Origin of the sequence: Lujinxingia vulgaris, from assembly GCF_007997015.1 — a bacterium.
In the GTDB taxonomy this organism is placed as follows: Bacteria; Myxococcota_A; Bradymonadia; order Bradymonadales; family Bradymonadaceae; genus Lujinxingia; species Lujinxingia vulgaris.
In genome coordinates this window covers 136,485-162,424 of sequence record NZ_VOSM01000005.1, presented here as the reverse complement: position 1 = coordinate 162,424, position 25,940 = coordinate 136,485, and the positions used below count along the sequence as shown (strand labels likewise).

Below are 25,940 nucleotides of genomic sequence, written 5' to 3'. Positions count from 1 at the left end.
CGGGTAAGGAGATTGAGAAGATGCTGCCGCAGATCTTTAGCACTCAGCGGTCCCGGTCGGCCAGCAGGGCTTCGGCGGCCTGGCGGCCGGATTGCAGACAGAGAGGCACGCCGCCGCCGGGGTGGGCGCTGCCGCTGGCCAGGTAGAGGCCATCGAGCCCCGGGGCGCGGTTGGGCGGGCGTTTAAACGCCGCAAATTTGGAGTTCGAGGCCGCCCCGTAGATGCTTCCGCGGCTTCCCACAAAGGTTTTTGCCAGATCGTCGGGGGTGCGCGTCCAGATCGGGGTGTCGTCGGCGTCGATGAGGCCCGCGCTGATGAGGCGTTCGGTGATGAAGGCAGTGTGCGCCTGCCAGTCCACGCCGGTGCTGCCGTCGGGGGCGGTGGCCGGGGCGTTGGTCATGGCGAAGATGGGTTCGTGATCCTCCCAGCCCCGGGCCCGGTGCGCTTTCTCCTGGGCGCAGAGGTAGATGGTAGGATCGCGCGGGGGCTGTTCGTGATCGAAGATGTCCACGAATTCTTCCAGATACGCGCTCTGTGGGAAGAGCACGGCGTGGGCGGCGCGCTGGCTATCGGGGCGTCGTCGCGCTTTGAAGAGCGCGGTGTAGCCGGACATCGAGGGGGTCGGGTCGGGCTGAAGTCCGTGTGGCGAGTCGGGGGGCAGCAGATCGGCGACGAGGTGGGCGACGTCGGCGTTGATGATGACCCGGTCGGCTTTGAGGCGTTCGCCCTTCACGCTGAGCTCGAAACCCTCATCTGTGGTGAAAATACCCTCCACGGGGCTCTCAAAGGCAAAGCGCGCGCCTTTTTGTTCGGCGGCCAGGTGCAGAGCACTGGCGAGCTGTCGCATGCCGCCTTCGACGCCGTAGCAGCCCATGCCGAGCTCCACCCAGGCGATGCAGTTGAGGGTGGCCGGGGCCTGGCGTGGATCGGAGCCGTTGTAGGTGGCGTAGCGGTAGAAAAGATCGCGCAGATATGGCGAGCGAATCTGGGCGTCGATGGCGCCCTTCATGGTGCGCATCGGGTCGACGGCGCGCATCTTCGCGAGCGCCGAGAAGCCGAGCTTTAAGACGCCGCCCAGCGAGGGGGCGGGGCCCATCACGAAGTTGGGGGCGGCCGCCTCCCAGATGCGGCGGCAGTAGGCCAGATAGCGCTCAAAGTCGTCGGCGGCATCGCGCCCGAGCGTCGCGGCGATTGAGGCTGAGGTGTCGGCCGGATCGAGGTGCACATCAAGCGAAAGGTCGCGGTAGATGTAGCGAAAGAGGTGTTCGGGATGCACCAGTTTGAGGTGATCTTCGAGGCGAAGATCGGCCGAAGCGAAGAGTTCCTCAAGAACGCCGGGCATCGTGAGCACGCTGGGGCCGGTATCAAAGCTGACGCCTTCAAACTCCGCGGTGCCGACCTTGCCGCCGGGGCCGCTCAGCGCGTCGAGGACGAGCACGTCGAGGCCGGGCTGTGCGCTCAGGCGCAGGGCGCTGGCGAGCCCGCCCATGCCGGCGCCCACGATGATGACGCGTTCCGGTGCGGCGCTCATCGTTGCTCCTTCGTGCGCGGTGCGGTTTGCTCGGGCTGAGTGACGCCTGCGCCGGGCAGAAAACTCGTCACCAGGCGGCTGACGCGTCCTTTTTTGGGGCCGGTGAAGAGGGGAAGCCACATCGAGTTCTGGCGAGCATTCTGCATTACGCGCATGCGCACCAGGGGGCGATGCACGTCGAGATCGATGCGCGCCGGGTCGCAGACCTCGCTGATGCCGCGCGCCGTTTCGCCATGCTCCAGATCCAGGGCGCTGGCGGCGGAGCGAAGGTAAAAGGGCCCGCTGTCGATGCGCTGGCGGTTGTCGATGGTGATGATGGCCCGGCCGTCGCGCTCGAGCACCTGTTCGGGCCACCAGCGCAGCCCGCCGAGGTTTTTAGAGGGGCGGCGCTCGCGCAGCTGAAGATCAGGAATCATGCGGGCCTCGCCATTGCCGTCGATCTCCAGCACCAGGGTTTGTGGAGGTTCGGAGGCATCGGTGGGGTGCAGCACGTAGTAGATCAGCTCGCGGGAAGGGAAGGCCAGCCGGCCCCAGGTCCACACGTCGATGCCCAGCTCATGCATCGGACGCTGGCCGCCGTTGCGGTCGTGGTAGACGCGGCCCTCAAAGGTCGATGTTTGACCGTGGGCGCTCAGGGTGGCGCGGGCGCGGGCGTTGCAGAGCAGCGGCGTCCAGTCGTGGTCGGGGAGCGGGTCGAGGAGGCGGTGGGCCGGGTCGGGCTTCTGGCCGGAGTGGCTCACCGCGCGTCCCTGCGCCTCAATGAGGGCGGTGGCGATCTGCCCATCGGGCATGCGCAGGTGCAGGTCGAGTGTAACCCGGCGCTCCTCGCCGCGCTGGATACTCTCGAGCGCGCTCAGCCCGAAGGTCCAGCGGTCGCCCTCCTGGCCGGCGTCCCAGAAGACCTCTTCTGGCGAAAACTCCTGGAGGACGTAGAAGTCGAGCTTGCCGCCCTTAAAGCTCGCCAGGTTGAGGCTGGGGCGGTTTTTGGGGAGCTGAGGCTGGCCGCGGCGCGATGCGCTGGCGTAGCCGGGCAGAAAGGGCAGCCCGAAGCTCCAGATGCACACCAGCCCGTCGCCTTTTTCGTCGATGAGATCGAGGTACCACCAGGCGAAACCGCCGGCGCTTTTGAGAAGATCGGGATGAACGCCGCTTCCGGCCGGGGAGAGGTGCAGGAGGTTGCTCACGGTTGAACCCCCGGAAGTCCGCGCAGCTCGCGGTGAAGGTCGTTGTTATGCGAAGGCATCTTCGCGCCGGCTCCGCCCAGGGTTCCCAGCCAGGCGACGCATCCGCGGGCGGCGAACCACAGGCGCGCGACCGGCGCGACGACCGTGCGGCCGAGCATGGGGTTGGCGCCGCGGGCGCGCAGCTTTTCGCCGATGGCGTGGTAGACGCGGCTGGCCACCATGATCGCCGCGCGCGAGCGGGTCGGGATGTAGATCATGCCCGCCTCGCCACTGCGATAATAATGCTCGGCCAGATCGAGAAGATCGGTGACCACCTGCGCGAGCGCCTCGGTGTTGACGCGCTCCTCCAGCAGGTGCTCCGGGCGGATGCCGCGAGCCTCCAGCCGACGCGAGGGGATGTAGACGCGACCCATGCGCGCGTCCTCGAGCACGTCGCGGCAGATGTTGGTCAGCTGCATGCCCACCCCCAGATCGATGGCGTGGGCGATGGCGTTTGGGTCGCGTACGTCGAGCACCGCGCACATCATCACGCCGACGGTGCCGGCGACCCGGTAGGCATAACGCAACAGGTCGGCGTCGCTCTCAAAGCAGACCTCGCCGAGATCGCTCTCGACCCCTTCGATGAGCTCGAAGACGTAGGCCAGGTCGAGGTCGCGGCGCTCGGCCATCTGCAAAAAGGCCTCGACCAGGGGGCGCGCCGGGCGCTCCCGGCGCAGCTCCTGGCGCAGGTAATGCAGCCCGCGCTCGGCCGCCAGCAGCGTGATGGCCTCATCGGCCGTATCGTCGATCAGGCGGCAGAGCGCGTAGAGGTGGGCGGCGTCGCCGCGGCAGTCCACCGGCAGAAAATGCGAGGCCAGGCGAAAGGAGCGCGACCCCACCGCCAGGATCTGCTCGTGGGCGCGCACCAGGTCGGTGGAGGTCGAGAGCTGGGAGTGGGGTGCGGCGCTCATGCGGAGGCCTTTCTCCGGGAGGAGGCAGAGGGGATGGGCAGGTGATCGGCGGGGTTCTGCGCGGGCACGATCTTCTCGAGCACTTTCGAGGAGGTCAGCACCCCGGGAAGGCCCGCGCCCGGGTGCACGCCGGCGCCCACAAAGTAGAGTCCTTCAACGTCTTCGGAGCGGTTATGGTAGCGGAACCAGGCCGACTGCGTAAGGCGAGGCTCGGGGCCAAAACCGGCGCCGCTGGCCGAGCGAAGTTCTTGCTGGAAGTAGTCCGGACTGGTCCAGAATTTGGTGGTGATATGCTCGCGAAGTCCCGGCATGTGGCGCTCTTCGAGGCTCTTGAGGATGCGCTCCATGTACTCGGGGCCCTGCTCCTCCCAGTCGATGCCGCTCTCGTTGTTGGGCACCGGGCTGAGCACGTAGAAGCAGTCGTGGCCTTCGGGCGCAAGCGAGGCATCGGTGGCGGTGGGGCGGTGCAGGTAGAGGGAGAAGTCGTCGGCCAGGATCTTTTTGTTGAAGATATCGTCGAGAAGACCTTTGTAGCGCGGTCCCAGCACGATGGTGTGGTGCTTGATGTCTTCGTACTTTTTGTCGGTGCCGAAAAAGCCCACAAAGAGGCCCATCGACTGCTTGACGCGCTCGACGCGGCGGTCGGAGTTTTTGCTGCGGTGCTCCGGCGCGATCATCTTCTTGTAGGTCATTGAGGGGTCGGCGTTGCTGACCACAAACTGACACGCGATGCGCTCGCCAGACTCGGTGCGCACGGCTTTTGCCTTGCCGTTCTCGACCTCGATCTCGGCGACCGGGGTGTTGAAGCGAACCTCCACGCCGATCTCGTCAAGCAGGCGCATCAGGCCGTCGACAATCGCGGTGGTGCCGCCTTTTGCGAAGTGCACGCCCCACTTACGCTCCAGCCAGTGGATGAGCAGGTAGATCGAGGTGACGTTGAAGGGGTTTCCGCCCACCAGCAGGGGCTGGAAGGTGAAGACCTGCCGCAGACGGTCATCTTTGATGTACTTGGCCACCAGGCTGTAGACCGAGCGGTAGTTCTCGAGCTTCATCATGTCAGGGACGACCCGCATCATGTCCATGATGGTGTCGAAGGGCTGGTCGGCGAGCTGGGTGTAGCCCACGTCGAAGATCTTTTTGGAGTGTTCGGCCAGGCGCTTGTAGCCCTCGACGTCGTCGAGGTTGAACTCGGCGATCTGCGAGAGGAGGCGCTCTTCGTCACCGACGTAGTCGAACTCCGAGCCGTCGGTAAACGTGATGCGGTAGAAGGGGTCGACGGGCATCATCTCGACAAAGTCGTTGATGTCGCGGCCCACCAGCTCAAAGAGCTCGTCGAAAAGGTAGGGGGCGGTGATGACGGTGGGGCCGGCGTCGAAGGTGTAGCCATCGCGTTTAAAGACGCTGGCGCGGCCGCCGGGCTGATCGCGAGCTTCCAGGAGGGTGACCGGGTAGCCCATGGCGCGCAGGCGGATCGCCGCGGAGATGCCGCCGAAGCCCGAACCGATGACGATGACAGGAGAGGATTTGGACACGGTGATGCTCCGAGGTGCGGGTCCGGTGCTGGACCCGAAGATGAGAAGAAGACGTCGTTGGTGATGCCGATGGCGCTCAGGCGCATCGGATACTCAGGGAGAATGATCACCAGATTATCCTGTTCAAGTCATTTGAACAGGTTTTGAATGACTTTTTTGATTCAGCTGATGCCGACGCATGCGCGGCAGGTCCCACCAGGGGATGTCGGGGCGCTCGTGATGCTCCCAGTGGTAGCCAAAGTGGTAACACGTCAGAAAGGAGAGCCAGGGGGCGAAGTCGTTGGAGCTTGCGCGATGTTGGTCGGCGTAACCTTCGGACGGAGCGCGGTGCGGCAGGTAGGTGCCGAAGTAGAAGAGCTGCAGGGTGCTTAAGAGTGAGGGCAGCACCCAGAAGAGCAAGAGGTTGGGGAGCGCGACGCCGACGAGGTGGTGCAGGATGTTGAAGACGATCGCCATGCCCACGATCTGCCCGACGCTGACGTAGCCTTTTAAGAAATGCAGGTACCAGCGCAGGGGATCGGGGTGTTCGCCGTCATGAAAATCCGGATCGTCGCCGGAGGCCGGGTGGGCGTGGTGCTGATGATGGCTCTTCAAGAGTTTGCTGTAGGAGAAGAGCGCGTAGAGCAGGACCGCCAGCCGGCCGATCGCGTGATTGAGTCGAGGGTAGCGCGGCGCGACGGTGCGGTGCATCGCATCGTGAGCGGTGATGAAGAGGCCCGTGTACAGGAAGGTCTGCAGGGCGACAAGCAACATCCCGACGACAACACTGACCGGGGTCAGCGCCAGCGGAAAGTTGAGGGCGGCAGTGAGTGTGAGGGACCAGAGCATAAGGATGATCGCTGCGCTCAGAAGTCCGCGGGTGGTGTGATGTGCGGGGCGTGTGAGGGAGGTCATGGCGTGGAACCTCCCGGTTTTGAAGAAGAATTGAACATGGTCTGGAGGGTCTTCGGGGCGACGCGCAGGGCGTGGCGCGCCAGGTGCAGGCGCAGCGGGTTGGTGGCCTGGCCGAAGACGCGCCACATCACCGCAGCGAGCCGGGAGGGGGGGAGCGTGGCGGCCATATAGCCCTGCCAGTCGGCGTCGGGCAGAGAAAAGAAGGTGTCGAAGAAGGCGGTGAGGCGCGTGGTGTTCATCTCCAGCACGGCTTCCTGACCGAGCTCATAGAGGGCGCGAGCGCGACGTGCGGGCGGCGGCCACATCAGGCCCAGGGCGCTGCGGGCGATGTCCTCGGGGGGTAACTCGCGCTTGAGCGCTTCGGTCAAAAGGTCGGCCAGGGGCGCGCCTGTGCGCAGGCTATGCGCCAGGGAGTAGCCCGTGGCCGGATGCACAAAACCGGCCGCCGCGCCAAACGCCACGATCGGCGGGGCGCCCTCCTCAAGCCCGGGCAACTCGCCGCCCATCGGGATCAGGCAGTGTTCGACCTCCAGGATCTCGGTGGGAAGGGCGCCGCGCTCGTTGAGACGGGCGCGGAGGCGAGTTTCGAGCGCGTCGAAGGGGAGGGGCTCGCGGGTAACGAGGGCGGTCTCTTCGACGAAGTAGAGATCCTCGCCCAGGTGCATGCCGTAGAGAAAGGTCGGCGTCTGATCGGCCCCGGAGGTGGGTGGAGGCCGAAAGTCCATCATGACGAAGGGGTGGCCCTCCAGCGGGTCGCGCTCAAAGCGAGCCAGCCACCCCAGCGCGCTCTGCACCCCCGGCGCTTCGGGTGGGGTGGGATCTGCACCGACCGCCGCGCCGGCGCGATGCCTTAAAAACCCGCGGCCGGTCGCATCCATGATCGCTCGTGCTTCGAGGGTGCGGCCTCCCTCTAAGTTCAGGCGAAGTGGGGCGCCGGCGACCTCCTGCGACACCGCGCCCGCAGACTCGCTGATGAGGGTCGCACCGTGGGTGCGGAGCTCGTCGCGCAGGCGCTCGCGAAAGGCCTCGGGGTCGACGCGCACATAGGCCCGATCGAGGGGGGTGGGTCGTGTGGGGTGCAGCCACACGCAGGCCTGATCGAAGGTGGCAAGGGTGGGCACCTCGATCTCCAGGCCCTCGAGCTCATCGCGCCACACCCCGTAGGTGTTGGGCCAGGGCATGTCGAGCTGAGCGTCGACGATGGCGAGCTCCACGCCGCGGCGCGCCAGATGGGCGGCCAGCCACAGGCCCGCCGGGCCGGCGCCGACAATAACAATGGGAAAGGTCAGGGTCACGAGGATGCTCCGGTACAGCCGTTCAAACGTGGCGACGTCCCGGACTGAACGTCCGGACAGAAACGAAGCATCGAAACGGATCTTCAGGGGTCAAGCTCTCCTGAGGCAATCCTTTCGGGTGAGGGGCGTGGCGAGGTTGAAATCTTCGCAGACACCCTACCACACGCAGGAGGGCGCGGCCCTCTCGGACCGCGCCCTCGCTGCTTGAAAATGCCTTTATGTGGCTAAAATGCCTTATAAATCAGGCGTTTGCGTGTGTCGTTCTTCTGGCGTTGAGACTCAAGCCTCGGCCGCCACCGGCTGCGTGATACCGGCGATGATGGCGTTGAGGGTGGGGCTGGGGCGCATCGCGCGCGCGGCCAGCTCCTCGTCGGGGAAGTAGTACCCGCCGATGTCGACCGGCTCACCCTGCACGGCGATGAGCTCGTTGATGATGGTCTCTTCGTTGCTGGCGAGCTCTTCGGCGACCAGGCCAAAACGCTCGGCGAGCTGGGCGTCGCGCGTCTGGCGGGAGAGCGCCTGCGCCCAGTAGAGGGCCAGGTAGAAGTGGGAGCCGCGGTTGTCGATCTGGCCCACTTTGCGGGCCGGGCCCTTGTTGTTCATCAGGTAGTCGGTGGTGGCCTGGTCGAGGGCTTCGCCCAGGATGCGGGCGCGCTCCACGCCGAAGGTGTCGGCCAGGTGCTCAAAGCTCACGCCCAACGCGAGGAACTCACCGAGCGAGTCCCAGCGCAGGTAGTTGACCTTGTTGAACTGCTGGACGTGCTTGGGCGCCGAGCCCCCGGCGCCCGTCTCAAAGAGGCCGCCGCCGGCCATCAGGGGCACGATCGAGAGCATCTTGGCGCTGGTTCCGACTTCCAGAATCGGGAAGAGGTCGGTGAGGTAGTCGCGCAGCACGTTGCCGGTCACCGAGATGGTGTCCTGGCCTTCTTTGATGCGCTCCAGGCTCACGCGGGTGGCCTGCTGCGGGGGCAGGATGCGGATGTCCAGCCCGCTTGTGTCGTGGTCTTTGAGGTAGGTGTTGACCTTGGAGATGAGGCGGGCGTCGTGGGGACGATCTTCGTCGAGCCAGAAGATGGCGGGCACGCCGGTGGCGCGGGCGCGGGTCACCGCCAGCTTGACCCAGTCCTGGATGGGGGCGTCTTTGGTCTGGCACATCCGCCAGATGTCGCCGGGCTGCACGCGGTGCTCGGTGAGCGTCTTGCCCTCGGCGTCGACGACGCGGACCACGCCGGCGCGGTCGATCTCAAAGGTCTTGTCGTGCGAGCCGTACTCCTCGGCTTTTTGCGCCATCAGGCCCACGTTGGGGACGCTGCCCATGGTGCGCGGGTCGAGCGCGCCGTGGGTTTTGCAAAAATCGATGACCTCCTGATAGACCGCCGCGTAGCTGGAGTCGGGGATGACCGCCTTGGCGTCCTGCGTGTTGCCTTCGGCGTTCCACATCTGGCCGGAGGTGCGGATCATGGCGGGCATCGACGCGTCGATGATCACGTCGCTGGGCACGTGCAGGTTGGTGATGCCGCGGTCGGAGTCGACCATGGCGATGTCCGGGCCGGTCTCGTAGGCCTTTTTGAGATCCTTTTCGATCTCGGCCTGCTGGTCGTCGGGCAGGGTTTTGATCTTCGCGAGAAGATCGCCCAGGCCGTTGTTCACATCGACGCCGAGCTCCTCAAAGGTGCCCTGGTGCTTTGCAAACACGTCTTTGAAGTAGGTGCGCACGGCGTGGCCGAAGATGATGGGGTCGGAGACCTTCATCATGGTGGCCTTCATGTGCAGGCTGAAGAGCACACCTTCGTTGTTGGCGTCTTCGACCTGGGCGTCGAGGAAGTTCAGAAGCTCCTCGCGCTGCATCACCGAGGCGTCGATGACCTCACCGGCCTGCAGGGGCAACGACTCTTTGAGGACGAAGGGCTGGCCGTCGTCGGCGGTCAGCACGATCTTCGCGTCGGTCGGCGCCTCAAGGGTCAACGAGACTTCAGTGTGGCGAAAATCGCCCGCGCCCATCGTCGCCACGTGGCTCTTTGAGTCTTTCTTCCACTCGCCCATCGAGTGCGGGTGTTTACGGGCGTATTCTTTGACGGCTTTGGGGGCGCGGCGGTCGGAGTTGCCCTCGCGCAGCACCGGGTTCACCGCGCTGCCCTTGACGCGGTCGTAGCGGGCGCGGGCGTCTTTCTCAGCGTCGTTCTGCGGATCTTCGGGGTAGTCAGGGATGTCGTAGCCGGCGGCCTGCAGCTCGGCGATGGCCGCTTTGAGCTGGGGGATGGAGGCGCTGATATTCGGCAGCTTGATGATGTTGGCCTGCGGGGTCTTGGCCAGCTCACCGAGCTCTTTGAGGTGGTCGCCGACCTTCTGCTCCGCGGTGAGGCGGTCGGGGAAGACGGCCAGGATGCGGGCGGCCAGCGAGATGTCGCGGGTCTCCACGTTGACGCCGGCGGTGGCCGCAAATGCCTCCACGATCGGGAGGAAGGAGTAGGTGGCCAGGGCCGGGGCTTCGTCAGTTTTGGTGTAGATGATCGTCGGTTTTTGAGTCATGGCGTCACCGTGTGGGAGTATGTGGGAGCGCGTAGCGTCGAGCAAAGTCCTGTGAACCAATGCGCCGCAGTCAAGTGCACGCAGGGGTTTTGGCAAAGATGGCGCGCTGAAGTCAACGCGCAGAGTCTGGCATGTTCACCGGGCATAACGCGCCGGGGCGCCCACTTGTGCCCGCGTGCGCTCAAAAAAAGCCGGAGTTTGAGGTCGAGTTGGGTGTGGGAAAGGCTCAGAGGGCCGGGTCGGCCTCGCGTCCGAACCAGACATGGGCGTATTGGCCGGCGATGCCTACGCCGATGGCGCCCCAGGGGGTCGACCAGCTGCCCTCGTTGAGGATCACGGCGTTGTGGCCCGGGGAGTTCTGCCACAGGCGCAGGGCATTGTCGGGGGCCATGAAGGTGGACATCGCCGAGATCTCGTAGCCGTCGCCCGGGTAGTCGCTGAGCTCGCGGGGTTTGTCCCACATGCAGCTGGCCTCGGCGTGATCGGGGGTGTAGCAGCAGGCCGTCCAGCTGCCCTGGTCCGACCAGGAGTGCAGGTTACACTCGCCATCGGTGGTCTCGGGGTGGGCGTTGAGGTCGTCGACGTGGGCGGCGGCCACCGCGCTCAGGGAGGGGGAGAGGGGAAGCTCGGGGAGCCCGTTTTCGGCGCGGTAGGCCATGATGAGCTCGTAGAGCTCAAAAGCCTCGGCGGTGGTCCAGGCGGGGTGGTCGGGATCGCCGGCGTCGTCGACATCGTCGCTATCTTCGACGTCGTCGCCGACATCCTCGACATCTGCCGGATCGTCGGCGTCATCTGGATCGGCCACATCGCCAGTATCTGCGGGGTCTTCGGCGTCTTCGGTGTCGGTGGCGTCGGTGGGATCTTCGGTGTCGGAGGCATCTGCGGGATCTTCGGCGTCTTCAACACCGTTGGCGTCGCCGGCGTCGTTGCCGCTGTCGAAGATGCTGCCCACGTCATCGCCGGTCGGGATACCGCGGCGTGGTCCGTCATCGTCGCTGCAGGCCATGGCGAGGAGCAGGGCGCATAGCGCGAGCGGCGTGATGAGCGTGCGGTGCGAGGTCGGGCGCGGCATCGGTCCTCCAATCATTTTTAGCGGGGTCGACCGACGCAGGAGCCGCGCGGACCGACATCATCGTTTTATTAAAGATGCTCCGAGTATCGGGGAGGACCACCCGAAGTTCAATGTCGACGCCGACGTGTGGTTTCGACTCAGCGCGAGCTCAGGGGCCAGGCCTCGGCCAGCAGTTGCAGGGAGCGGGCGCGGGAGGCGTGGGAGGCGGTAAACGTGGCGATCATCAGCTCGCTGGCGCCGGTCTTTTCGGCAAAGGCGCGAAGTTCGCCGCTGACGCGCTCGGCGGTGCCGATGAACTGCAGCTGGCGGTGTCCCTCAATGAGGCGGCGGTCCATGGGGGTGTAGGGGTAGGCGACGGCCTCCTCGGGGGTGGGGAAGGGGCCGGGCTGACCGCGGCGAAGTCGCACCATCGCCAGATCCCAGGAGGTTGCCAGACGTTGGGCTTCTTCGTCGGTGTCGGCGACGATGGCCGCGGCGGCGACGAGCACGTGCGGCTCAGGAAATTGCGCTGAGGGGGTGAAGTTGTCGCGGTAGGCGTTGAGCGCGGGCAGCGGATCGGTGGGGCTGAAGTGGCTGGCAAAGGCATAACCCACGCCGAGCTGGCCGGCCATCTTCGCGCTGGCGCCGCTGGAGCCCAGAAGCCAGATGGGCGGAAGCTGCACATCGTCGGGCATCACCTTGATGCGCGCGAAGGGGTGCTCCTCGGGAAGATCGCCGGCGGACATGCCGCGCAGCTCCTGAAGTTGGGAGGGAAACTGGTTGGCATCAAAGGCGCGCAGCGCGCGCAGGGTGGCCTGGTCGGTGCCCGGCGCGCGGCCGATGCCTAAGTCGATGCGATCCGGGTGCAGGGCCTCCAGGGTGTGGAAACGCTCGGCGACCTGCAGGGGCACGTGGTTGGGGAGCATGATGCCGCCCGAGCCCACGCGGATGGTGGAGGTATGCGCCGCCAGGTGCGCGATGAGGATCTCGGGGGCGGAGCTTGCCACCCCCTGCATGCCGTGGTGTTCGGCGACCCAGTGGCGTTTGTAGCCGAGGGATTCGGCGAGTTGGATGAGTTCGACCGACTGGGCCAGAGCCTGGGAGGGGGTGATCTCGGAGCTTACGGTCGCCAGATCGAGGACAGAGAGGGGAATCATGAGGGCATCCTTGCAGTAGGCATCAGCGCGTGTTCGCCACCCCCCACGAATGGGGGGCAGGCGAAGTTTGTCGTAAAGACTATTACGCCGTGAGCTATCGTTGGCGCCGTGTCTGCTGCGTTGAGAGCGTCCCGGGCGGTGTTGCAAAGCCTCGACGATGCTAAAGCATCGCCTGCGTTTTGCGCCTTGCCCGAGAAGCCCTCAACCTCGCAGCCATCGACGTCAACTTCTGCTCACGGCGTAGTAAGGCGCAACGCCGGGTGCTTCTTCCCCGAATGCTCTTTTGTGAGGAGGTGCAGGTTCAGCGGGGGCCAGCTTCAGCGCAGTGTGGCGCCCTGCGCGCTGAGCCAACTCGCTGCACGATCGCGCTGGTCGCCCTGGAGCACGATGGTGTCGTTTTCGAGGGTGGCGCCGCAGCCCAGGACGCGTTTGAGCTGGCCGACGAGGTCTTCGAGCGCATCTTTGGACGGCACGCCCGCACCGGCCTTAAAGCCGCCCAGGAGGGTGACCGTTTTGCCCCCTCGCCCTTTGCGCTCCACGCGCAGGTGCAGGTTTTTTTGGCGATTGAGATCGAGGGGGGCGGCGTCGGGAGCGTTTTCGTCGGGCGCTTCGGCGGTGTTTTCCGCGTCATTTGTGGGTTCTGGCGAGGCACCAAAATGAGCGGCGAAGGGGTTATGGCCAAAGCCTTTTGCGTCGGCGTCGGGGGCGATTTTTTTGGATTTGCTGCGCTTGCCCATGGGGTCGCTCCGGGGTCTGAGGGGAGGGGCATTGAGACTCTTATGGCGCGGATCTGCTTGAAAATAAAGGGGCGGACGCCGGTGTGTCGCGGATGCTCAGTGGCGAGGAGCGGCGCGGGCCCTGGCGAGTGTTAAGGGGGAGGGGTGGCATCACACGCGTGGCTGTTTCCGACGTTGAGGCAGGGGGATCGGGGCTGGTCGGTGGTCTGGCGAGATGCGCTGGTCGGGCTGACACTCTGGGTGGTGATGGTGCCCGAGGCGATGGCCTATGCCACGATCGCCGGGGTGGCGCCGGTGGTGGGGCTTTATGCGGCGATGGCGGCGTTGGTGGCCTATGCGGCGCTGGGGCGATCGCCGAAGGTGGTGGTGGGGCCGATGGCGGCGACGGCGGCGTTGAGCGCGGCGATGCTCGGGGCGCTGGGGCCGGCGGATACGACGGAGGCGCTGGCGCTGACTGCGGGGTTGGCGGTGGCCAGCGGGGCGGCGGCGCTGCTGGCCGGATTGCTGCGCCTGGGCTTTGTGGTAGCGATGATCTCAAGGCCGGTGCTTAAGGGCTTTGTGGTGGGGTTGAGCCTGGCGGTGGTCTGGGGGCAGCTGCCGGTGCTGCTGGGCGCGGAGCACGCTTCGGGCGGTTTTTTTGATGTGCTGCATATGTGGGGTGACGTCGGCGACTGGTTCAACGGGGTCAGCGCGGCGCTCGGTGTGGGGGCGCTCGTTGTGATGCTGGGTTTTCGCCGTTTTGCGCCGCGGGTGCCCGGCGCGATCGTGGCGGTGCTTGTGAGCATCGGGCTGGCGTGGGCGCTGGAGCTGCGCGATGTCGGGGTGGTGATGGTCGGCGCGCTGGCAAGGACGCCGCCGCAGGTGGGATTTCCGGAGTTGAGCACGCTGCGCTGGCAGGAGCTCATCGGACCGGCGCTGGCCGTGGCGCTCGTCGGGTTTGCCGAGGCGGTGGCCGCGGCGAGGGCGGTGGGGTCGAAGGTGGAGGGCAACGCCGAGCTTGTGGCGCAGGGGGCCGCCAACCTGAGCGCGGGGCTTGTGGGGGGAATGGTGGTCAACGGCAGCCTCTCCAAAAGCGCGGTCAACCGCGACGCCGGCGCGCGCACGCAGCGCAGCGGGTTGGTCGCGGCGCTTCTGGTGGCGATCACGCTTTTGTGGCTCGGCGGAATTTTTGGAAGTCTTCCCTCGGCGACCCTGGCGGCGGTGGTGATCGCCGCGCTCTGGGAGCTCATTGACTTTAAGGGCCTGCGGGCGCTCTACCAGGCCACGCGGTGCCATCATGTCGCCGGCGTTGCGGTGTGGGCGGACGCGGTGGCGGCCTGGGTGACCTTTGCGGGTGTCGTGCTGGTGGGTGTGCTTGAGGGGTTGCTGGTGGGGGTGGGGCTCTCGCTGGTGCTGATGCTCTACCGGTCGAGCTGGCCGCATATCGTGGAGCTGGGGCGCGTGGGGGAGGATGAGGAGGCGCCCTACGGTGATCTGGCGCGTCACCCGCGTGCGAAGCGGGTGGAGGGGGTGGTGATTTTGAGGGTGGAGAGCGGGCTGTACTTTGTGAACGCCGACCATGTGCGCGGGGAGCTGCGCAAGGCTGCAAAACGCCCGGGGGTGCGCGCGGTGATCTTAGACGGGGAGTCGGTGCCGGTCATTGACATGAGCGCGGCGCATATGCTGGTGGAGTTGGCCGGGGAGTTTCGCAAGCAGGGTCAGCACCTCGCCATCGCCCGGGATATTGGCCAGGTGCGGGACCTGCTCGCCAGCGAGGCAGAGCAGGCCTCGATGCTGCATTTTACCTCGGTGGTGCAGGCGGTTCGGGCGCTTGCGAGAGGTTGATTCGGGCTAAATGTTCAATAAAATCAATGCATTGTGTCGAGTGTGGTGCGGCCGTTAAGGCTGAGCATTCCCTGTCGCGAACGCCTCATTCGGATTGAAATGTATTGCGCATGTGGGCGGCGACGCGGTCCAGCGCCTGGTCGAGAAAACGGCGCAGCTCGTCGTTTTCGACCTGCTCGTCGAGGGCCTGGCGCATGCAGAGCATCCAGGCCTGGCGGGCGTCTTCGTCGATGATGAAGGGGGCGTGACGCATGCGCAGGCGCGGGTGGCCGTGCTTTTCCATGTAGAGGGGCGGGCCACCGAGCCAGCCGGTCAGAAAGAGCACGAGCTTCTCGCGGGAACTCTTCAGGCTGCGGGCATGCATCGCGCGGATGGTGGCCGCCTCGGGCAGGGTGTCCATCAGGTCGTAGAAACGATCGACGAGGGTCTGCACGGCCTCGGCGCCGCCGAGGAGCTCATAAGGGGTGGGTTGTTCGGGGGGCTGCGTCATCGGGATCACGTCGCGGAGGTTGAGGCAGATGGCGGTCGCGGCCATCGATAGTCGCGGCTTGCGATCGGGTCAACGGGACAGGATGTCGGGATCATCCCGATGATGATTCAGCGGCGCATGATGATGTCGAAGCGCCCCTGCTTCTCAAAGCCCTCCGGCCCATCGCTCAGATCCATGATGAGGGTGGGATCGTCGGAGGCGCACACCCCGCAGGAGTCGTTGGGAGCGAGGTAGGGGTCGTCGGCGAAGTAGAGCTGGGTGGTGAGCGGGATAAAGCCGGGGCGCGTGATGGTGAAGTGAATGTGGGCGGGGCGAAAGGCGCCGGCGTTGAGGTAGTGGCCCGGGCGGATGGTCTCAATGCGGTAGTTGCCAGACGCGTCGGTGACGATCTGGGCGCGAAGGCGGTAGTTGGCGCCGGAGTGGTAGTTGCCCTCGGCGTCGGCCTGCCACACATCGATCAACGCGCCTTCGATGGGGGTCTGGCAGTCGGGCTCAAAGACGGTGCCTTCGATGAGGATGCGCTCTCCGGGCTCTTCGGCGCTGGCGAGCTGGATACGTTGCGGGGCACCGGGCTCGTAGAAGGGCCCCTCGATGTCGGAGCCGGTGGGCTGGCATTGGCCGGCGTCGACGTCGGGGCTCCCGGTGTCGGAGGCCGCGTCGAGGCCCGTGTCCGCGCCGGTATCCGTGCCGGTATCCGTACCGGAATCGGGCCCGGCGTCGGGGGTGCGGTTGGTGGAGGTCTGGCCGCAGGCCAGCGCGCCCACGCCCACGAGCCCCACCACCGAGCTCCGGCTGAGAATTTTCAAAAAGTCTCGGCGCCCCAGGGCGGGGCGGCCCGGGGCGGTGAACTTGCGTGTATCGTCAGACATCGGCGCGCCTCATCATCGGGACGTCGGGGGAAAGGATCGCCGCCGGGCTCCCGACTCGCGCAAAGCGCGTCATCGGGGAAGGAGGGCGACACCGTAAAACCAACGCTTCGAAGATAGGACGCTGAGGTGCTGAACTCCATCGAAACGTTTCGATGGGTATGTTTCGTTTTTGTTAACACATACGCCCGGCGCGCGGCTCGAACGCGGAGTATTGACCGCAGAAGCTCGTTGAAGGAGCCGCGCGCCGGGCAGGGCGATTCGGTTCAAGCGTGGGGCTGCACGCTCTCATGCAGATCGTCCATGTCGCCGCGGCGGTAGCTCTCCAGAGCCTTTCGCACCAGGCGACCGTAGTTCTCGTCGGCTTTGTCGAAGAGCTCAAGCTGGCGTTTGATGATGTCTTTTCGGCAGCCGCCCATGGACTCGACGATGTTGACGGCCAGGCGCACCTTCTCGTCGCGATCCATCAGGCGGAAGAGGTCGCCGGCCTGGGTAAAGTCGTCGTGATCGACGCGGGAGTCCCAGCGGTCGACGGTGACATCGCCCAGATGCCAGGGGGGCTCGTTGTAGTCGGGGTTGGGGCGCGGAGCGCCCTTGATGCTGTTGGGATAGTAGTTGGGAAAGCCGGTGCCCTCATCGTGCATGCCGCCGAACTGGCCGTCGCGCAGGTAGTTATGCACCGGGCAGCGGGGCTTGTTGACGCTTAAGTCGCGGTAGTTGACGCCGACGCGGTAGAGGTGCGCGTCCTGATAGGAGAGCAGCCGCGCCTGGAGCATCTTGTCGGGGCTCGGGCCGATACCGGGGACAAAGGCGCTGGGGTTGAAGGCCGATTGCTCCACCTCGTGGTGGTAGTTTTTGGGGTTGCGGTTGAGCTCCAGCTCCCCAACCTCGATCAGCGGGAAGTCGCCGTGGGGCCAGACTTTGGTGAGATCAAAGGGGTTCCAGCGGAACTCGTTGGCCTCATCCTGCGTCATGACCTGGATGTAGGCCTTCCAGCGGGGGAAGTCGCCCTTGTTGATGGCCTCGATCATATCGCGCTGATGGCTCTCGCGATCATGGGCGATGAGGTCTGCGGCCTCGGCGTTGGTCAAACACTCGATGCCCTGCATCGTCTTAAAATGAAATTTGACCCAGACACGCTCCCCCTCGTCGTTGATCATCGAGTAGGTGTGGCTGCTGTAGCCGTTCATGTGGCGGTAGGTCCGCGGGATGCCGCGGTCGCCAAAGAGCCAGGTGACCTGGTGCAGGCTCTCCGGGCAGAGGCTCCAGAAGTCCCACTGCATGTTGGCGTCGCGCAGGTTGGTCTCGGGGTGGCGCTTCTGGGAGTGGATGAACATCTGGAATTTGTAGGGGTCGCGCACGAAGAAGACCGGGGTGTTGTTGCACACCAGATCCCAGTTGCCCTCGTCGGTATAGAACTTCATGGCGAAGCCGCGGGGGTCGCGCTCGGCGTCGGCCGCGCCGCGCTCCCCGGCCACGGTGGAGAAGCGCACCACGCATTCGGTCTTTTTGCCCTTCTTCGAGAAGATCGAGGCTTTGGTGTAGCGGCGGATGTCGTTGGTGACCTTGAAGGTGCCGTAGGCGCCGGTACCTTTGGCGTGCACGACGCGCTCGGGCATGCGCTCGCGGTTGAATCGCTGGATCTGCTCGATGAGGTTAACGTCCTGCATCAGGAGCGGGCCGCGTGGGCCGGCGCTGAGCGCGTTCTCCTGATCGCCCACCGGGGCGCCGTCGGCGGTGGTCAAAAGCGGGCCTCGACCGTTGCTGCTGGAGCGACCTTTGCGCGCGCCCTTGCCCGAGGACTTTGAGGCGCGGGACGAGGCGCGCGTCGACTTCGAAGGTTTCGATGACTTTGACGACTTCGACGCCTTCGACGACTTCGAAGCTTTCGCGGAGGTCGACACGGCGGAGGACTTCGAGGCTTTCGAGGACTTCGAGGCTTTCGAGGACCCGGACGATTTGGACGTAGCCGACGACTTTGAGGCGGAGGACGTTGAGGATTTTGAGGTCTTTGAAGACGTCGATGCGCGGGAGGTCTTTGCTGCCTTAGCCCCCCTGGAGGAGGGACCCGCTTTGGAGGCGTCGTCCTTTGCCGACGTGGTGTCACCGGGGGAGGACGCGGGAGCTTTGGCCTTTGCGGCCTGCTCGAGCTTTGCGCCTCTGGAGGCAGCCGCACCCCGGGAGCCGGCTTGAGATGCGGACGTTTTGCCGGAAGTGCTGCCTGGGTTGCGCGGCGATTTCTTGTCGTCTCGGGACGAGCCAGCCATGGGGCCTCCTGCGGTCGGGGGGAACGTCGTTGGGGGTCAGTAGCGAAGAACATCTACGGCCAACTACGTGCCTCTCCCCGATGAGGAGACAGCGTCTGGGGGCGCGCCGGGCGCGCATCTGAATGAGGCGTGGGGGGAAGTTTAACCACCTCTCGACGAGGGCAAGACCAGCGGTGGAAAAAATCTTCGAAGGGCGGATCAGGCTGGATTTTCCACGTCTTCGAGCTCTTCGCCGTCGACATAAAGCCAGCGCTCGGCGCCTTTTTTGTCGGGATCGGCGCGGCGCACAAAATGGCTGCGCTCCACAAAACTAAAGGGCAAACCATCCTGCACCAGCGTCACCTTAAAGGTCACATAACCTTCGGGCTCGCCGACCTCCCATTCGGTGCTCAAGATTCGCAGCTCAACGAAGTCGGTGGCTTTGCAGTAGCTCAGAAGTTCGCGGCGCCAGGCGGCGCGGTCGGCGTTGGCGCGCGGGCCCTGCGGGTCGGTGGTGGCCATCAGGTAGTCGACCTGGCCGAGCGCAAAGGCGGAGAAGCGCGAGCGCATCAGCTCTTCGGGGGAGCTGGCGGGGAGGCCGCGGTGAAGTTTGCCGCAGCAGATGGCGGTGGGTTTGCCGCTGGAGCAGGGGCAGGTGCGTCGTCTCATGATGTGTAAGTCGTTGAAAGTAGGTTGGAATCTGGCTCAGGGGTCTAGCTTTCGGGCAGGCGAGTGCATCGCGCTGTGGTGGTGCGGTGTGGCGCGACTTCATGATCCCATAGCCCGGAATGACCGGGAGGAGAAGTGATGAAACAGGCGCTGATCATTTATGAGTCGATGTACGGCGACAACGAGAAGGTGGCCTACGCTATCGCCCAGGGGTTGGCCACGCAGATGCGTGTGGACGTGATGGAGGTGAGCTCGGCGCCGCCCAGGGTCGACACCTCGATCGATCTTCTGGTGGTTGGCGGTCCCACGCATATGACGCGGATGAGCAGCGAGAAGTCCCGCTCGCGCGCCGGCAATGAGGTCGATGAGGAGGAGTGGGAGCCGCTCTCGGAGACGGGCGTGCGCGAGTGGTTGACCCGGCTGCGGGCCCGCGGGGAGATGGGGCGAGGGGCGGCGGCGGCCTTTGGCACCAACCTCAATGAGCCGCGGTGGGTCTCGAAGTTGGGGCAGGCTTCGCACGCCATCGCCCGCAGACTCAAGCGCCTGGGCTTTCAGATGATCGAGCCGCCGGAGACCTTCTTCGTCGAGGAGGTACAGGGGCCGCTGAGCGAGGGGGAGGTGGAGCGGGCGCATCGCTTCGGGGTGCAGCTGGCGCGGCATTTTGCCGAGGCGCCGCGCCCTCACGCCTGACGTCACCTTCACGTCAGGGCGTGGCGGTCGGCGTAAAGGCGCATCACAAAGTCGCCGGCGGCGGTGTTGCGAAAATCGTCGATGAGACGTCGAAGATCGTCGGGGGCGCTCTCCAGCGGGGGGAGCGGGGCACCGTATTCGGGCGGGGCGACCAGGGGGCCGGCCAGGCTGGCAAAGGTCAGGTCGGCGGCGCTGAAAGACTCGCCCCCGAGGTAGGGCCGGCCATCGGCCAGCGTCTGAGCGACGCGGGCAAAAAGGTCGTCGATGCGGCCGCGGGCGCGCTGGGTTCGCTCGGGGGTGATGCCGTAACTCTTTGAAATGGCTCGGCGAACTGCGCCGAAGCTAAGACGCATTACCGAGGACTGCCAGCCTTTGCCGCTGCTCACCATGAAGTCGCGGGTGTAGCCCGGGTGCTCCAGCAGCACAGCATAGATCGCCAGGCGCACTGCGGGGCCTAAGCGGCGGTCGAACTCTTCCTCCCAGGCCTCAATGGCGTCGGGCTGCGCCTCATCGAGCGGGGTGGCCGGGAAGAGGCGAGTGCCGCTGCCGACCTGATCGCAGAAGTGGAGGATGTCGGTGGAGTCGCCCACCGTCTTCTCGCCAGCCTTGAGGATGGGCACCGAGCGCTGGCCGGCGGGCATCGCGCCGGCCAGGTGCAAAAGGGGCAGATACGCCCGTTCCTCAAAGCCCAGCCCGTGGTGGTCGAGCGCCCAGCGGGCTTTTTCGCAAAAATGGCTGAAGGGGATCGTGATCAGCGTGTAGGGCATGGCGAGGCTTTTCTGGCGAGAAGATGCGCGTTGGCGGGTGATCAGTCGCGCTCGCTTAAGGGGCGGCGGTCGCGTCGCTCACGGCGCGGGGCGCTGGTGGTGTTGGAGGACGCATTGTTGGACGACGAGGCGTCGGACTTCTGCGAGGCCGCGCGGCGCTGCGCGCCGCGGCTACGGCGTCGGCTCGACCCCCGGCGCTTCGATCCTGAACCTCGCGAGCTCCGGCCGGAGCCCTGGTTGGCGTCGCCGCCCTGCGGGTCGCTGTTGCGCTGGCCGCGGCCCTGCGCGTTGCGGCTCTGGCCCTCGGCGCTGGCGCTTTTCTGACTCGAGGGGCTCTGCTCACCCTTATTCGAGCCTCCTCGCCGGCCGCGGCCGGAGCGCCGGCGGCGGTTGCGCTGGCTGCTGGCGCGCTCGCTCTTCTCGGAGCTGCCGCCCTCGCCACTGGCGCTGCGGGTCTCTTCGGTGCTCTTCTGCGAGCTGCGCGCGTTGCTGCTGCGGCTGTTTCGGCTGCTGCGGCTGTTGCGACGGCGGTTGTTTCCACCACCGCGGCTCTTGCGGCCGCCGCTGCGTCGTCCACCGCCGGAGCGCCGGCCGCCGCGGCTCTTGCGCTTGCCGCCGCCTCCGGACTGCGCCGCCTTCATCACCTTCTCGCTGTGAAAGGCCTGCTCGGTATCCACCGGGATCGCTTCGCCGGTGATCTTCTCGATGTCGCGTAGGTAGTCGCCCTCGGAGTCGTCGCAGAACGCAATCGCGGTGCCGCTGCGCCCGGCGCGGCCGGTGCGACCGATGCGGTGCACGTAGCTCTCGGGCTCGTTGGGAAGATCGTAGTTGAAGACGTGGGTCACGCTCTCCACGTCGATGCCGCGGGAGGCCACGTCGGTGGCCACCAGGATGGTGATCGAGCCGTCCTGGAAGCCGTCGAGCGCGCGGCGACGCGCGTTCTGGCTCTTGTTGCCGTGGATGGCCGCGGCCTTAAAGCCGGCGCGCTCAAGCTTCTTGGTCAGGCGGTTGGCGCCGTGCTTGGTGCGCGTAAAGACGATCGACGAGTCGACCTTCAGATCGACGAGAAGTTCGCAGAGGAGCTCGGCCTTGTCGGATTTTTCGACAAACATCACGCGCTGGTCGATGGCCTCCACCGTGGTCGATTCCGGGGTGATGTCGATGCGCACCGGATCGCTCATGAAGGTGTTGGCCAGCTTCGCCACCGAGGGGGGCATCGTCGCCGAGAAGAGCAGGTTCTGGCGCTCCCCGCGCATCAACTTCAGGATGCGCCGCACATCCGGCACAAAGCCCATGTCCAGCATGCGGTCGGCTTCATCGAGCACGAAGAAGTCGACGTTTTTGAGATCCACAAAGCCGCGGCCCTGCAGGTCGAGCAGGCGCCCGGGGCAGGCCACAAGGATGTCGACGCCCCGCTCCAGAGCGCGGATCTGGGGCTTTTCGTTGACCCCGCCAAACATCACCAGGTGGCGCAGCGGCAGGTGCTTTCCATAAAGTTCAATCGACTCCCCAATCTGGGCGGCGAGCTCGCGGGTCGGCGAGAGGATCAGGGCGCGGATGGGCCGCTTGCCGCGGGGGGGCTTCTCGGCGGCCAGGTGCTGAAGCACCGGCAGCGAGAAGGCTGCGGTCTTGCCGGTTCCGGTCTGCGCGCATCCGAGCACGTCGCGGCCCTTGAGCAGCGTGGGGATGGCCTGGGCCTGAATGGGAGTGGGGGAGGTGTAGTTCTGGGCGGCGATCGCCCGTTGAAGAGGTTCGATCAGGTCGAGCTTTGCAAAATCGTTCAAGGAGATACCGTGGTAAGAGGGGCGTTCCAACTGAGCGCCGCATGTGTTTGGTGCGTGGTTAACAGATCAGGCACCCCCACACCAGCATCAACGCCGCATCAGCTCACCAGGACGACCCCAGCGGCGTCGCTGCGGATTCGCAGTAGCGCTGCTACAGCTTCATCCTTGCTCCTTGCTGGATGCCGCCCTGGATGCGCTGATGGTTCGGGGGTTAACCATAAGATGACCCCAGCGTCGTCGCTGCGGATTCGCAGTAGCGCTGCTACAGCTTCATCCTTGCTCCTTGCTGGATGCCGCCCTGGATGCGCTGATGGTTCGGGGGTAAACCCTGGGACAACCCCAGCGTCGTCGCTGCGGATTCGCAGTAGCGCTGCTACAGCTTCAATGCATCAACGCACCAGGACGACCCCAGCGGCGTCGCTGCGGATTCGCAGTAGCGCTGCTACAGCTTCATCCTTGCTCCTTGCTGGATGCCGCCCTGGATGCGCTGATGGTTCGGGGGTTAACCATAAGATGACCCCAGCGGCGTCGCTGCGGGCTCGCGGTAGCGCTGCTACAGCTTCGCCCTTGCTCCTTGCAGGACTTTGCCCTGGGTGCGTTGATGGTTGGGGGGCAAATGTAAAATGCGTTGATGGTTTGGGGGTACGCTGGTGAATCAAACTTCCCCGGCGCGGATGGTTGGCGGTAGGCGGAGCATGTCTCGGGTGGGGAACGCAGGGGGGAGGGCGAACGTTCCCGGGAGTGTTGAGGCGCGGGGGCCTGACCCACACGATCGTGGCGGCTGTCGACCCGGCCGGGCGCGCGGGTTAGGTTAGGCGCGTTTGAATCTTCTCTTATGCGTAGGGAGCGACCTTATGAAGATGACCCACCTGACCTGCTTTAGCTGCGGCTGTGAGGCCGAGCTTACCGGCGTGTTTCGCTCTACGACCTGCCCGGCGTGCGATGCGGATATGCGGGTGTGCAAAAACTGCCGCTTTTACGACACCAGCGCCTCCAAAAGTTGCCGGGAGCCGGTGAGCGAGCCGGTGCACGATAAAGAGCGCGCGAATTTTTGTGACTTCTTTCGCCCCGCGCCTCCGAAGGGGGATGGTGGTGGGGAGGTGCGAAGCGAGGCCGATGAGGCCCGGGCGAAGCTTGAGGCGCTTTTCAAGAAATAGCGCCGACACGCCAATGAAGACGTCACACGCCACTCAGAGGGCGATGAATCGCTATTGGCGTCGGGGGCCGATTGCTAACAGGGGAGCCATAGAGACGGGGTGAGGTGTTTGGAAAAAGCGGTAGGGGGAGTGTCAATAAGTAAGTGACGCCACAAAACGGGGCATAAGCCAGAGCCGGAAAGGGAAGCCTTCGGGTTTCAGGCACTTTCAGGCGACGTAAAAGTCATGGTCTTTATTATGAGGCAGGTTGTGATGGTTGATGCACAAACGTCTGACGCGGGTAGAGGACACACTGGCCCTGGTGGGAAAACAGAGATTTGAAGCATCCCACGCGTTGAAGATGACGGTTGTATGTTTAGGGTAGGTCAAAGATGAGGTGCATATGAGTGACAATATCCCGAAGGCTGTAGAGATCATGCTATGCATGGGAAGGCTGGCGCGACGAAGTGATGTCGAAGTTTTGTCTGTAGCCCGTGACGGAGGTCCGAGGGTCGGGTGGAAAGATCGTGTCCCGGAAGATATGTATCGTTTCAGCTTAGTGAGCGATGGGGTGTATTTTTACTGGAAATTCTCCGACGATGATGGCTACACAGCACATGATATCGCTGTGAGAGGGCTTGATACGAATAGTACCATGCATCCTTTTTACCGAGATTCAGCGATTAGCCGGGTCGATGATGAGGGGACTGAGTGGATCTTAATTGAGGGGACGGGGGACGCTGGAACTGAGATGAGTTTAAACCTGGAGGAGACCAGGTTTCAGACGGTGCCGGGTGGAAAGGCGATCGATGTGTCGTCCTTCGACGAACTCATACAAAAGGCGATCGACGCTAACTTCGCGCTAGGCTGGCGAGGTGACGAGCCGAACTTCGTCGATGAGGTCAACGAGCGCCTTAAAGAACAGGTCGCTCCGCGAAAGACCTTTAAAATCCGGGTGGACTCCAGGCGAGACATCAGTGCCTCGGAGTATCGGCGCCACTATATGTATGAGCTCGCCGAGGGATCGTTTGACAGGCATATGGAAGCCGTGGGGCGTCCGGAGCGCGCAGCGACCCTGGATAAAGAGGAGAGAGGGAGGGTTTTTGACGAGGTTTTCGGCGATATCAGCGCCTTTGATGCGAAGCTGGCCAAAAAAGTACTCATGGCAAACACGAATTACTGGGGTAAGAAAAAGACGAAGGGCGCGTTCAAAAAGCATTACAGATGTGATGGCAAGCCGCTGATTCGCTATGTGTTTACCGTGGAGAGATTGTATACCGATGGTCGTTTAAAGGTTGAGAGTCCAGATGAGCTTCTTTGGCGGATTCTGATCGATCGAGAAAGCGCAGATCTTGATGCTATAGTGAAATATAGTAAGCGGTGGCGCGGGGGCGACCTGGACTCAGATACACTTCGCGAACTGCTCAGGATTGCCTACACTGGTAAATTGGGGTGCCATATTCGATCACATACGCACTCGGAAACTCTCAAGAGTTGGGAAGATACGGATTATCGAGAGTGTCAGATCGATTTTATCGTCGAGTCCGACGTAGGATTGGACTTTGCAGAAGGAGAGACGTGGGACGTGTCGCTTCTCCCCAAAGGTTTTTGAAATCTGGCGTCGGGTTGAGCTTTGATGACAGGGCGTCGGAAAGCGAAAACTCGTTTGTGGTGTGATGGGCGGGGATGGTGTCTGTCGTGATCGGGCCGCGCTGGAGGGCAGGGCTGCATCGGGGGGGAGGCAGCGAGGCCGATGAGGCCCGGGCGAAGCTTGAGGCGCTCTTTAAGAAGTAACGCTTCGGGGCAACGCGAGCGCTCAGCCGTACACAAGCCGCCGCATCCTCCCCGGCACGATCGCCATCAGGATCAGCGAGAGGGCCACAAGCCACACCACACTCACACCCACCTCCGGGGTCAACTCGCCCGTGGCCAGCCCCCGCATCAGGTGTACGCCGTGGTAGAGCGGTGTGCACCAGGCGATCTCCGCGCCGAAGGGAAAGCGCTCCACCGGGAAGAAGATGCCCGAGAACAAAAAGAGGGGCGTGATGAAAAGCGTGTAGAAATAAGAGTAGAGATCGATGGTGCGAATAAAGGTCGAAAACCACATCCCGATCAGTCCAAAACACGCGCCGATGAGCATGACGCCAAAAGGCATCAAAAGCGCAAAGGGGCTGGTGAGAATCGGATAGCCCACAAGACCCATAGCAGCTAACACAATTAAAAATCCCGCGCCGTAGATCGAGGCGCGGGTCACCGCCCACATCAATTCGCCGGCGGCGACATCCTGAATCTGGGCCGGCGTGCAGAGGTAGGCGTCGTAGAGGCGATCGAAGTTGAGCTTGATAAAGAGGTTGTAGGTCACCTCGAAGACCGCGCCGTTCATCGCCGCCGACGCCAGCAGACCGGGTCCGATAAAGGCGATATAATCCTGCCCGCTGATGCCCTCGCCCACATAAAACCCAAGCCCCAACCCCATGCCCACAAGATAAAGCAGGGGTTCAAAAAAGTTGGGCAGAATATTCTTGAGCCAGGTGCGGCGGTACACGGTGGCGTTTCGCCACCAGACCGCCAGGGCCATCTTCAGGTCAATGTCGCCGGGAAGTCGCAT

At 64.5% G+C, this 25,940-nt stretch carries 22 protein-coding genes; 5 read left to right on the top strand and 17 right to left on the bottom strand.

Annotated elements, in window-relative coordinates; translation table 11 throughout:
* Positions 1-43: 43 nt before the first annotated feature.
* From FRC98_RS12065 to FRC98_RS12020, 10 genes are all read right to left on the bottom strand, one after another.
* On the bottom strand, positions 44-1,531 hold the full coding sequence (locus FRC98_RS12065) for a phytoene desaturase family protein (protein ID WP_146981693.1): 1,488 nt from the start codon (positions 1,529-1,531) through the stop codon (positions 44-46).
* Positions 1,528-2,715, bottom strand: a complete 1,188-nt coding sequence (locus FRC98_RS12060) for a carotenoid 1,2-hydratase family protein (RefSeq protein WP_146981692.1) — start codon at positions 2,713-2,715, stop codon at positions 1,528-1,530. Before FRC98_RS12060 ends, FRC98_RS12065 begins: the two co-directional genes overlap by 4 nt.
* The gene (locus FRC98_RS12055; RefSeq protein WP_146981691.1) at positions 2,712-3,665 is read right to left on the bottom strand and encodes a phytoene/squalene synthase family protein; all 954 of its coding nucleotides are present in this window, start codon (positions 3,663-3,665) and stop codon (positions 2,712-2,714) included. Before FRC98_RS12055 ends, FRC98_RS12060 begins: the two co-directional genes overlap by 4 nt.
* Positions 3,662-5,197 carry a phytoene desaturase gene (locus tag FRC98_RS12050; RefSeq protein WP_230467540.1) on the bottom strand — a complete coding sequence of 512 codons (1,536 nt, stop codon included), beginning with the start codon at positions 5,195-5,197 and terminating at the stop codon, positions 3,662-3,664. The genes FRC98_RS12055 and FRC98_RS12050 overlap by 4 nt, the downstream gene beginning before the upstream one ends.
* A 123-nt stretch (positions 5,198-5,320) precedes the next feature.
* On the bottom strand, positions 5,321-6,091 hold the full coding sequence (locus FRC98_RS12045) for a fatty acid desaturase (protein ID WP_146981690.1): 771 nt from the start codon (positions 6,089-6,091) through the stop codon (positions 5,321-5,323).
* Positions 6,088-7,386 (bottom strand): lycopene cyclase family protein, encoded by a 1,299-nt coding sequence (locus FRC98_RS12040; protein WP_230467539.1) that lies wholly within the window; start codon positions 7,384-7,386, stop codon positions 6,088-6,090. Before FRC98_RS12040 ends, FRC98_RS12045 begins: the two co-directional genes overlap by 4 nt.
* Positions 7,387-7,665: 279 nt before the next feature.
* On the bottom strand, positions 7,666-9,915 hold the full coding sequence (locus FRC98_RS12035) for an NADP-dependent isocitrate dehydrogenase (RefSeq protein ID WP_146981688.1): 2,250 nt from the start codon (positions 9,913-9,915) through the stop codon (positions 7,666-7,668).
* Between the two features lie 226 nt (positions 9,916-10,141).
* Positions 10,142-10,987 carry a CAP domain-containing protein gene (locus FRC98_RS21535; RefSeq protein ID WP_230467538.1) on the bottom strand — a complete coding sequence of 282 codons (846 nt, stop codon included), beginning with the start codon at positions 10,985-10,987 and terminating at the stop codon, positions 10,142-10,144.
* Between the two features lie 137 nt (positions 10,988-11,124).
* Entirely contained in the window at positions 11,125-12,123 is a 999-nt protein-coding gene (locus tag FRC98_RS12025; protein ID WP_146981687.1) for an LLM class flavin-dependent oxidoreductase, read from the bottom strand.
* A 317-nt stretch (positions 12,124-12,440) separates the two neighbouring features.
* The gene (locus FRC98_RS12020; protein ID WP_146981686.1) at positions 12,441-12,860 is read right to left on the bottom strand and encodes a hypothetical protein; all 420 of its coding nucleotides are present in this window, start codon (positions 12,858-12,860) and stop codon (positions 12,441-12,443) included.
* A gap of 144 nt (positions 12,861-13,004) precedes the next feature.
* Between FRC98_RS12020 and FRC98_RS12015 the strand changes: the two genes are divergently transcribed.
* Entirely contained in the window at positions 13,005-14,684 is a 1,680-nt protein-coding gene (locus FRC98_RS12015) for a SulP family inorganic anion transporter (protein ID WP_146981685.1), read from the top strand.
* 85 nt (positions 14,685-14,769) lie between these two features.
* On the opposite strand, the gene FRC98_RS12010 is transcribed toward FRC98_RS12015, so the two are convergent.
* The 3 genes from FRC98_RS12010 to FRC98_RS12000 form a co-directional block, all read right to left on the bottom strand.
* Complete coding sequence (locus FRC98_RS12010) at positions 14,770-15,219, bottom strand: group II truncated hemoglobin (protein ID WP_230467537.1); 450 nt, start codon at positions 15,217-15,219, stop codon at positions 14,770-14,772.
* Positions 15,220-15,281: 62 nt separating this feature from the next.
* Complete coding sequence (locus FRC98_RS12005; protein WP_146981684.1) at positions 15,282-16,043, bottom strand: dioxygenase family protein; 762 nt, start codon at positions 16,041-16,043, stop codon at positions 15,282-15,284.
* A gap of 263 nt (positions 16,044-16,306) precedes the next feature.
* Positions 16,307-17,785 carry a catalase gene (locus FRC98_RS12000; protein ID WP_230467536.1) on the bottom strand — a complete coding sequence of 493 codons (1,479 nt, stop codon included), beginning with the start codon at positions 17,783-17,785 and terminating at the stop codon, positions 16,307-16,309.
* Positions 17,786-17,831: 46 nt separating this feature from the next.
* Between FRC98_RS12000 and FRC98_RS21530 the strand changes: the two genes are divergently transcribed.
* Positions 17,832-18,233, top strand: coding sequence for a hypothetical protein (locus FRC98_RS21530; protein ID WP_230467535.1), 402 nt, complete (start codon positions 17,832-17,834; stop codon positions 18,231-18,233).
* A gap of 272 nt (positions 18,234-18,505) precedes the next feature.
* On the opposite strand, the gene FRC98_RS11995 is transcribed toward FRC98_RS21530, so the two are convergent.
* A complete protein-coding gene (locus FRC98_RS11995; RefSeq protein ID WP_146981682.1) occupies positions 18,506-18,955 on the bottom strand; it encodes a YchJ family protein in 450 nt (149 codons plus the stop codon).
* 138 nt (positions 18,956-19,093) lie between these two features.
* On the opposite strand from FRC98_RS11995, the gene FRC98_RS11990 reads away from it, so the two are divergent.
* Positions 19,094-19,645 (top strand): flavodoxin family protein, encoded by a 552-nt coding sequence (locus FRC98_RS11990; RefSeq protein ID WP_146981681.1) that lies wholly within the window; start codon positions 19,094-19,096, stop codon positions 19,643-19,645.
* A gap of 8 nt (positions 19,646-19,653) precedes the next feature.
* Here the strand turns inward: FRC98_RS11990 and FRC98_RS11985 are convergent, their stop codons facing one another.
* Together FRC98_RS11985 and FRC98_RS11980 are read right to left on the bottom strand one after the other, a co-directional pair.
* Entirely contained in the window at positions 19,654-20,412 is a 759-nt protein-coding gene (locus FRC98_RS11985; protein ID WP_146981680.1) for a glutathione S-transferase family protein, read from the bottom strand.
* A 41-nt stretch (positions 20,413-20,453) separates the two neighbouring features.
* Positions 20,454-22,196, bottom strand: a complete 1,743-nt coding sequence (locus FRC98_RS11980) for a DEAD/DEAH box helicase (RefSeq protein ID WP_146981679.1) — start codon at positions 22,194-22,196, stop codon at positions 20,454-20,456.
* A gap of 854 nt (positions 22,197-23,050) precedes the next feature.
* On the opposite strand from FRC98_RS11980, the gene FRC98_RS11975 reads away from it, so the two are divergent.
* Positions 23,051-23,353 carry a hypothetical protein gene (locus FRC98_RS11975; RefSeq protein ID WP_146981678.1) on the top strand — a complete coding sequence of 101 codons (303 nt, stop codon included), beginning with the start codon at positions 23,051-23,053 and terminating at the stop codon, positions 23,351-23,353.
* Between the two features lie 382 nt (positions 23,354-23,735).
* On the top strand, positions 23,736-24,944 hold the full coding sequence (locus FRC98_RS11970) for a hypothetical protein (protein ID WP_146981677.1): 1,209 nt from the start codon (positions 23,736-23,738) through the stop codon (positions 24,942-24,944).
* A gap of 204 nt (positions 24,945-25,148) precedes the next feature.
* Here FRC98_RS11970 and FRC98_RS11965 read toward each other — a convergent pair whose 3' ends face one another.
* A complete protein-coding gene (locus FRC98_RS11965; protein ID WP_146981676.1) occupies positions 25,149-25,940 on the bottom strand; it encodes an ABC transporter permease in 792 nt (263 codons plus the stop codon).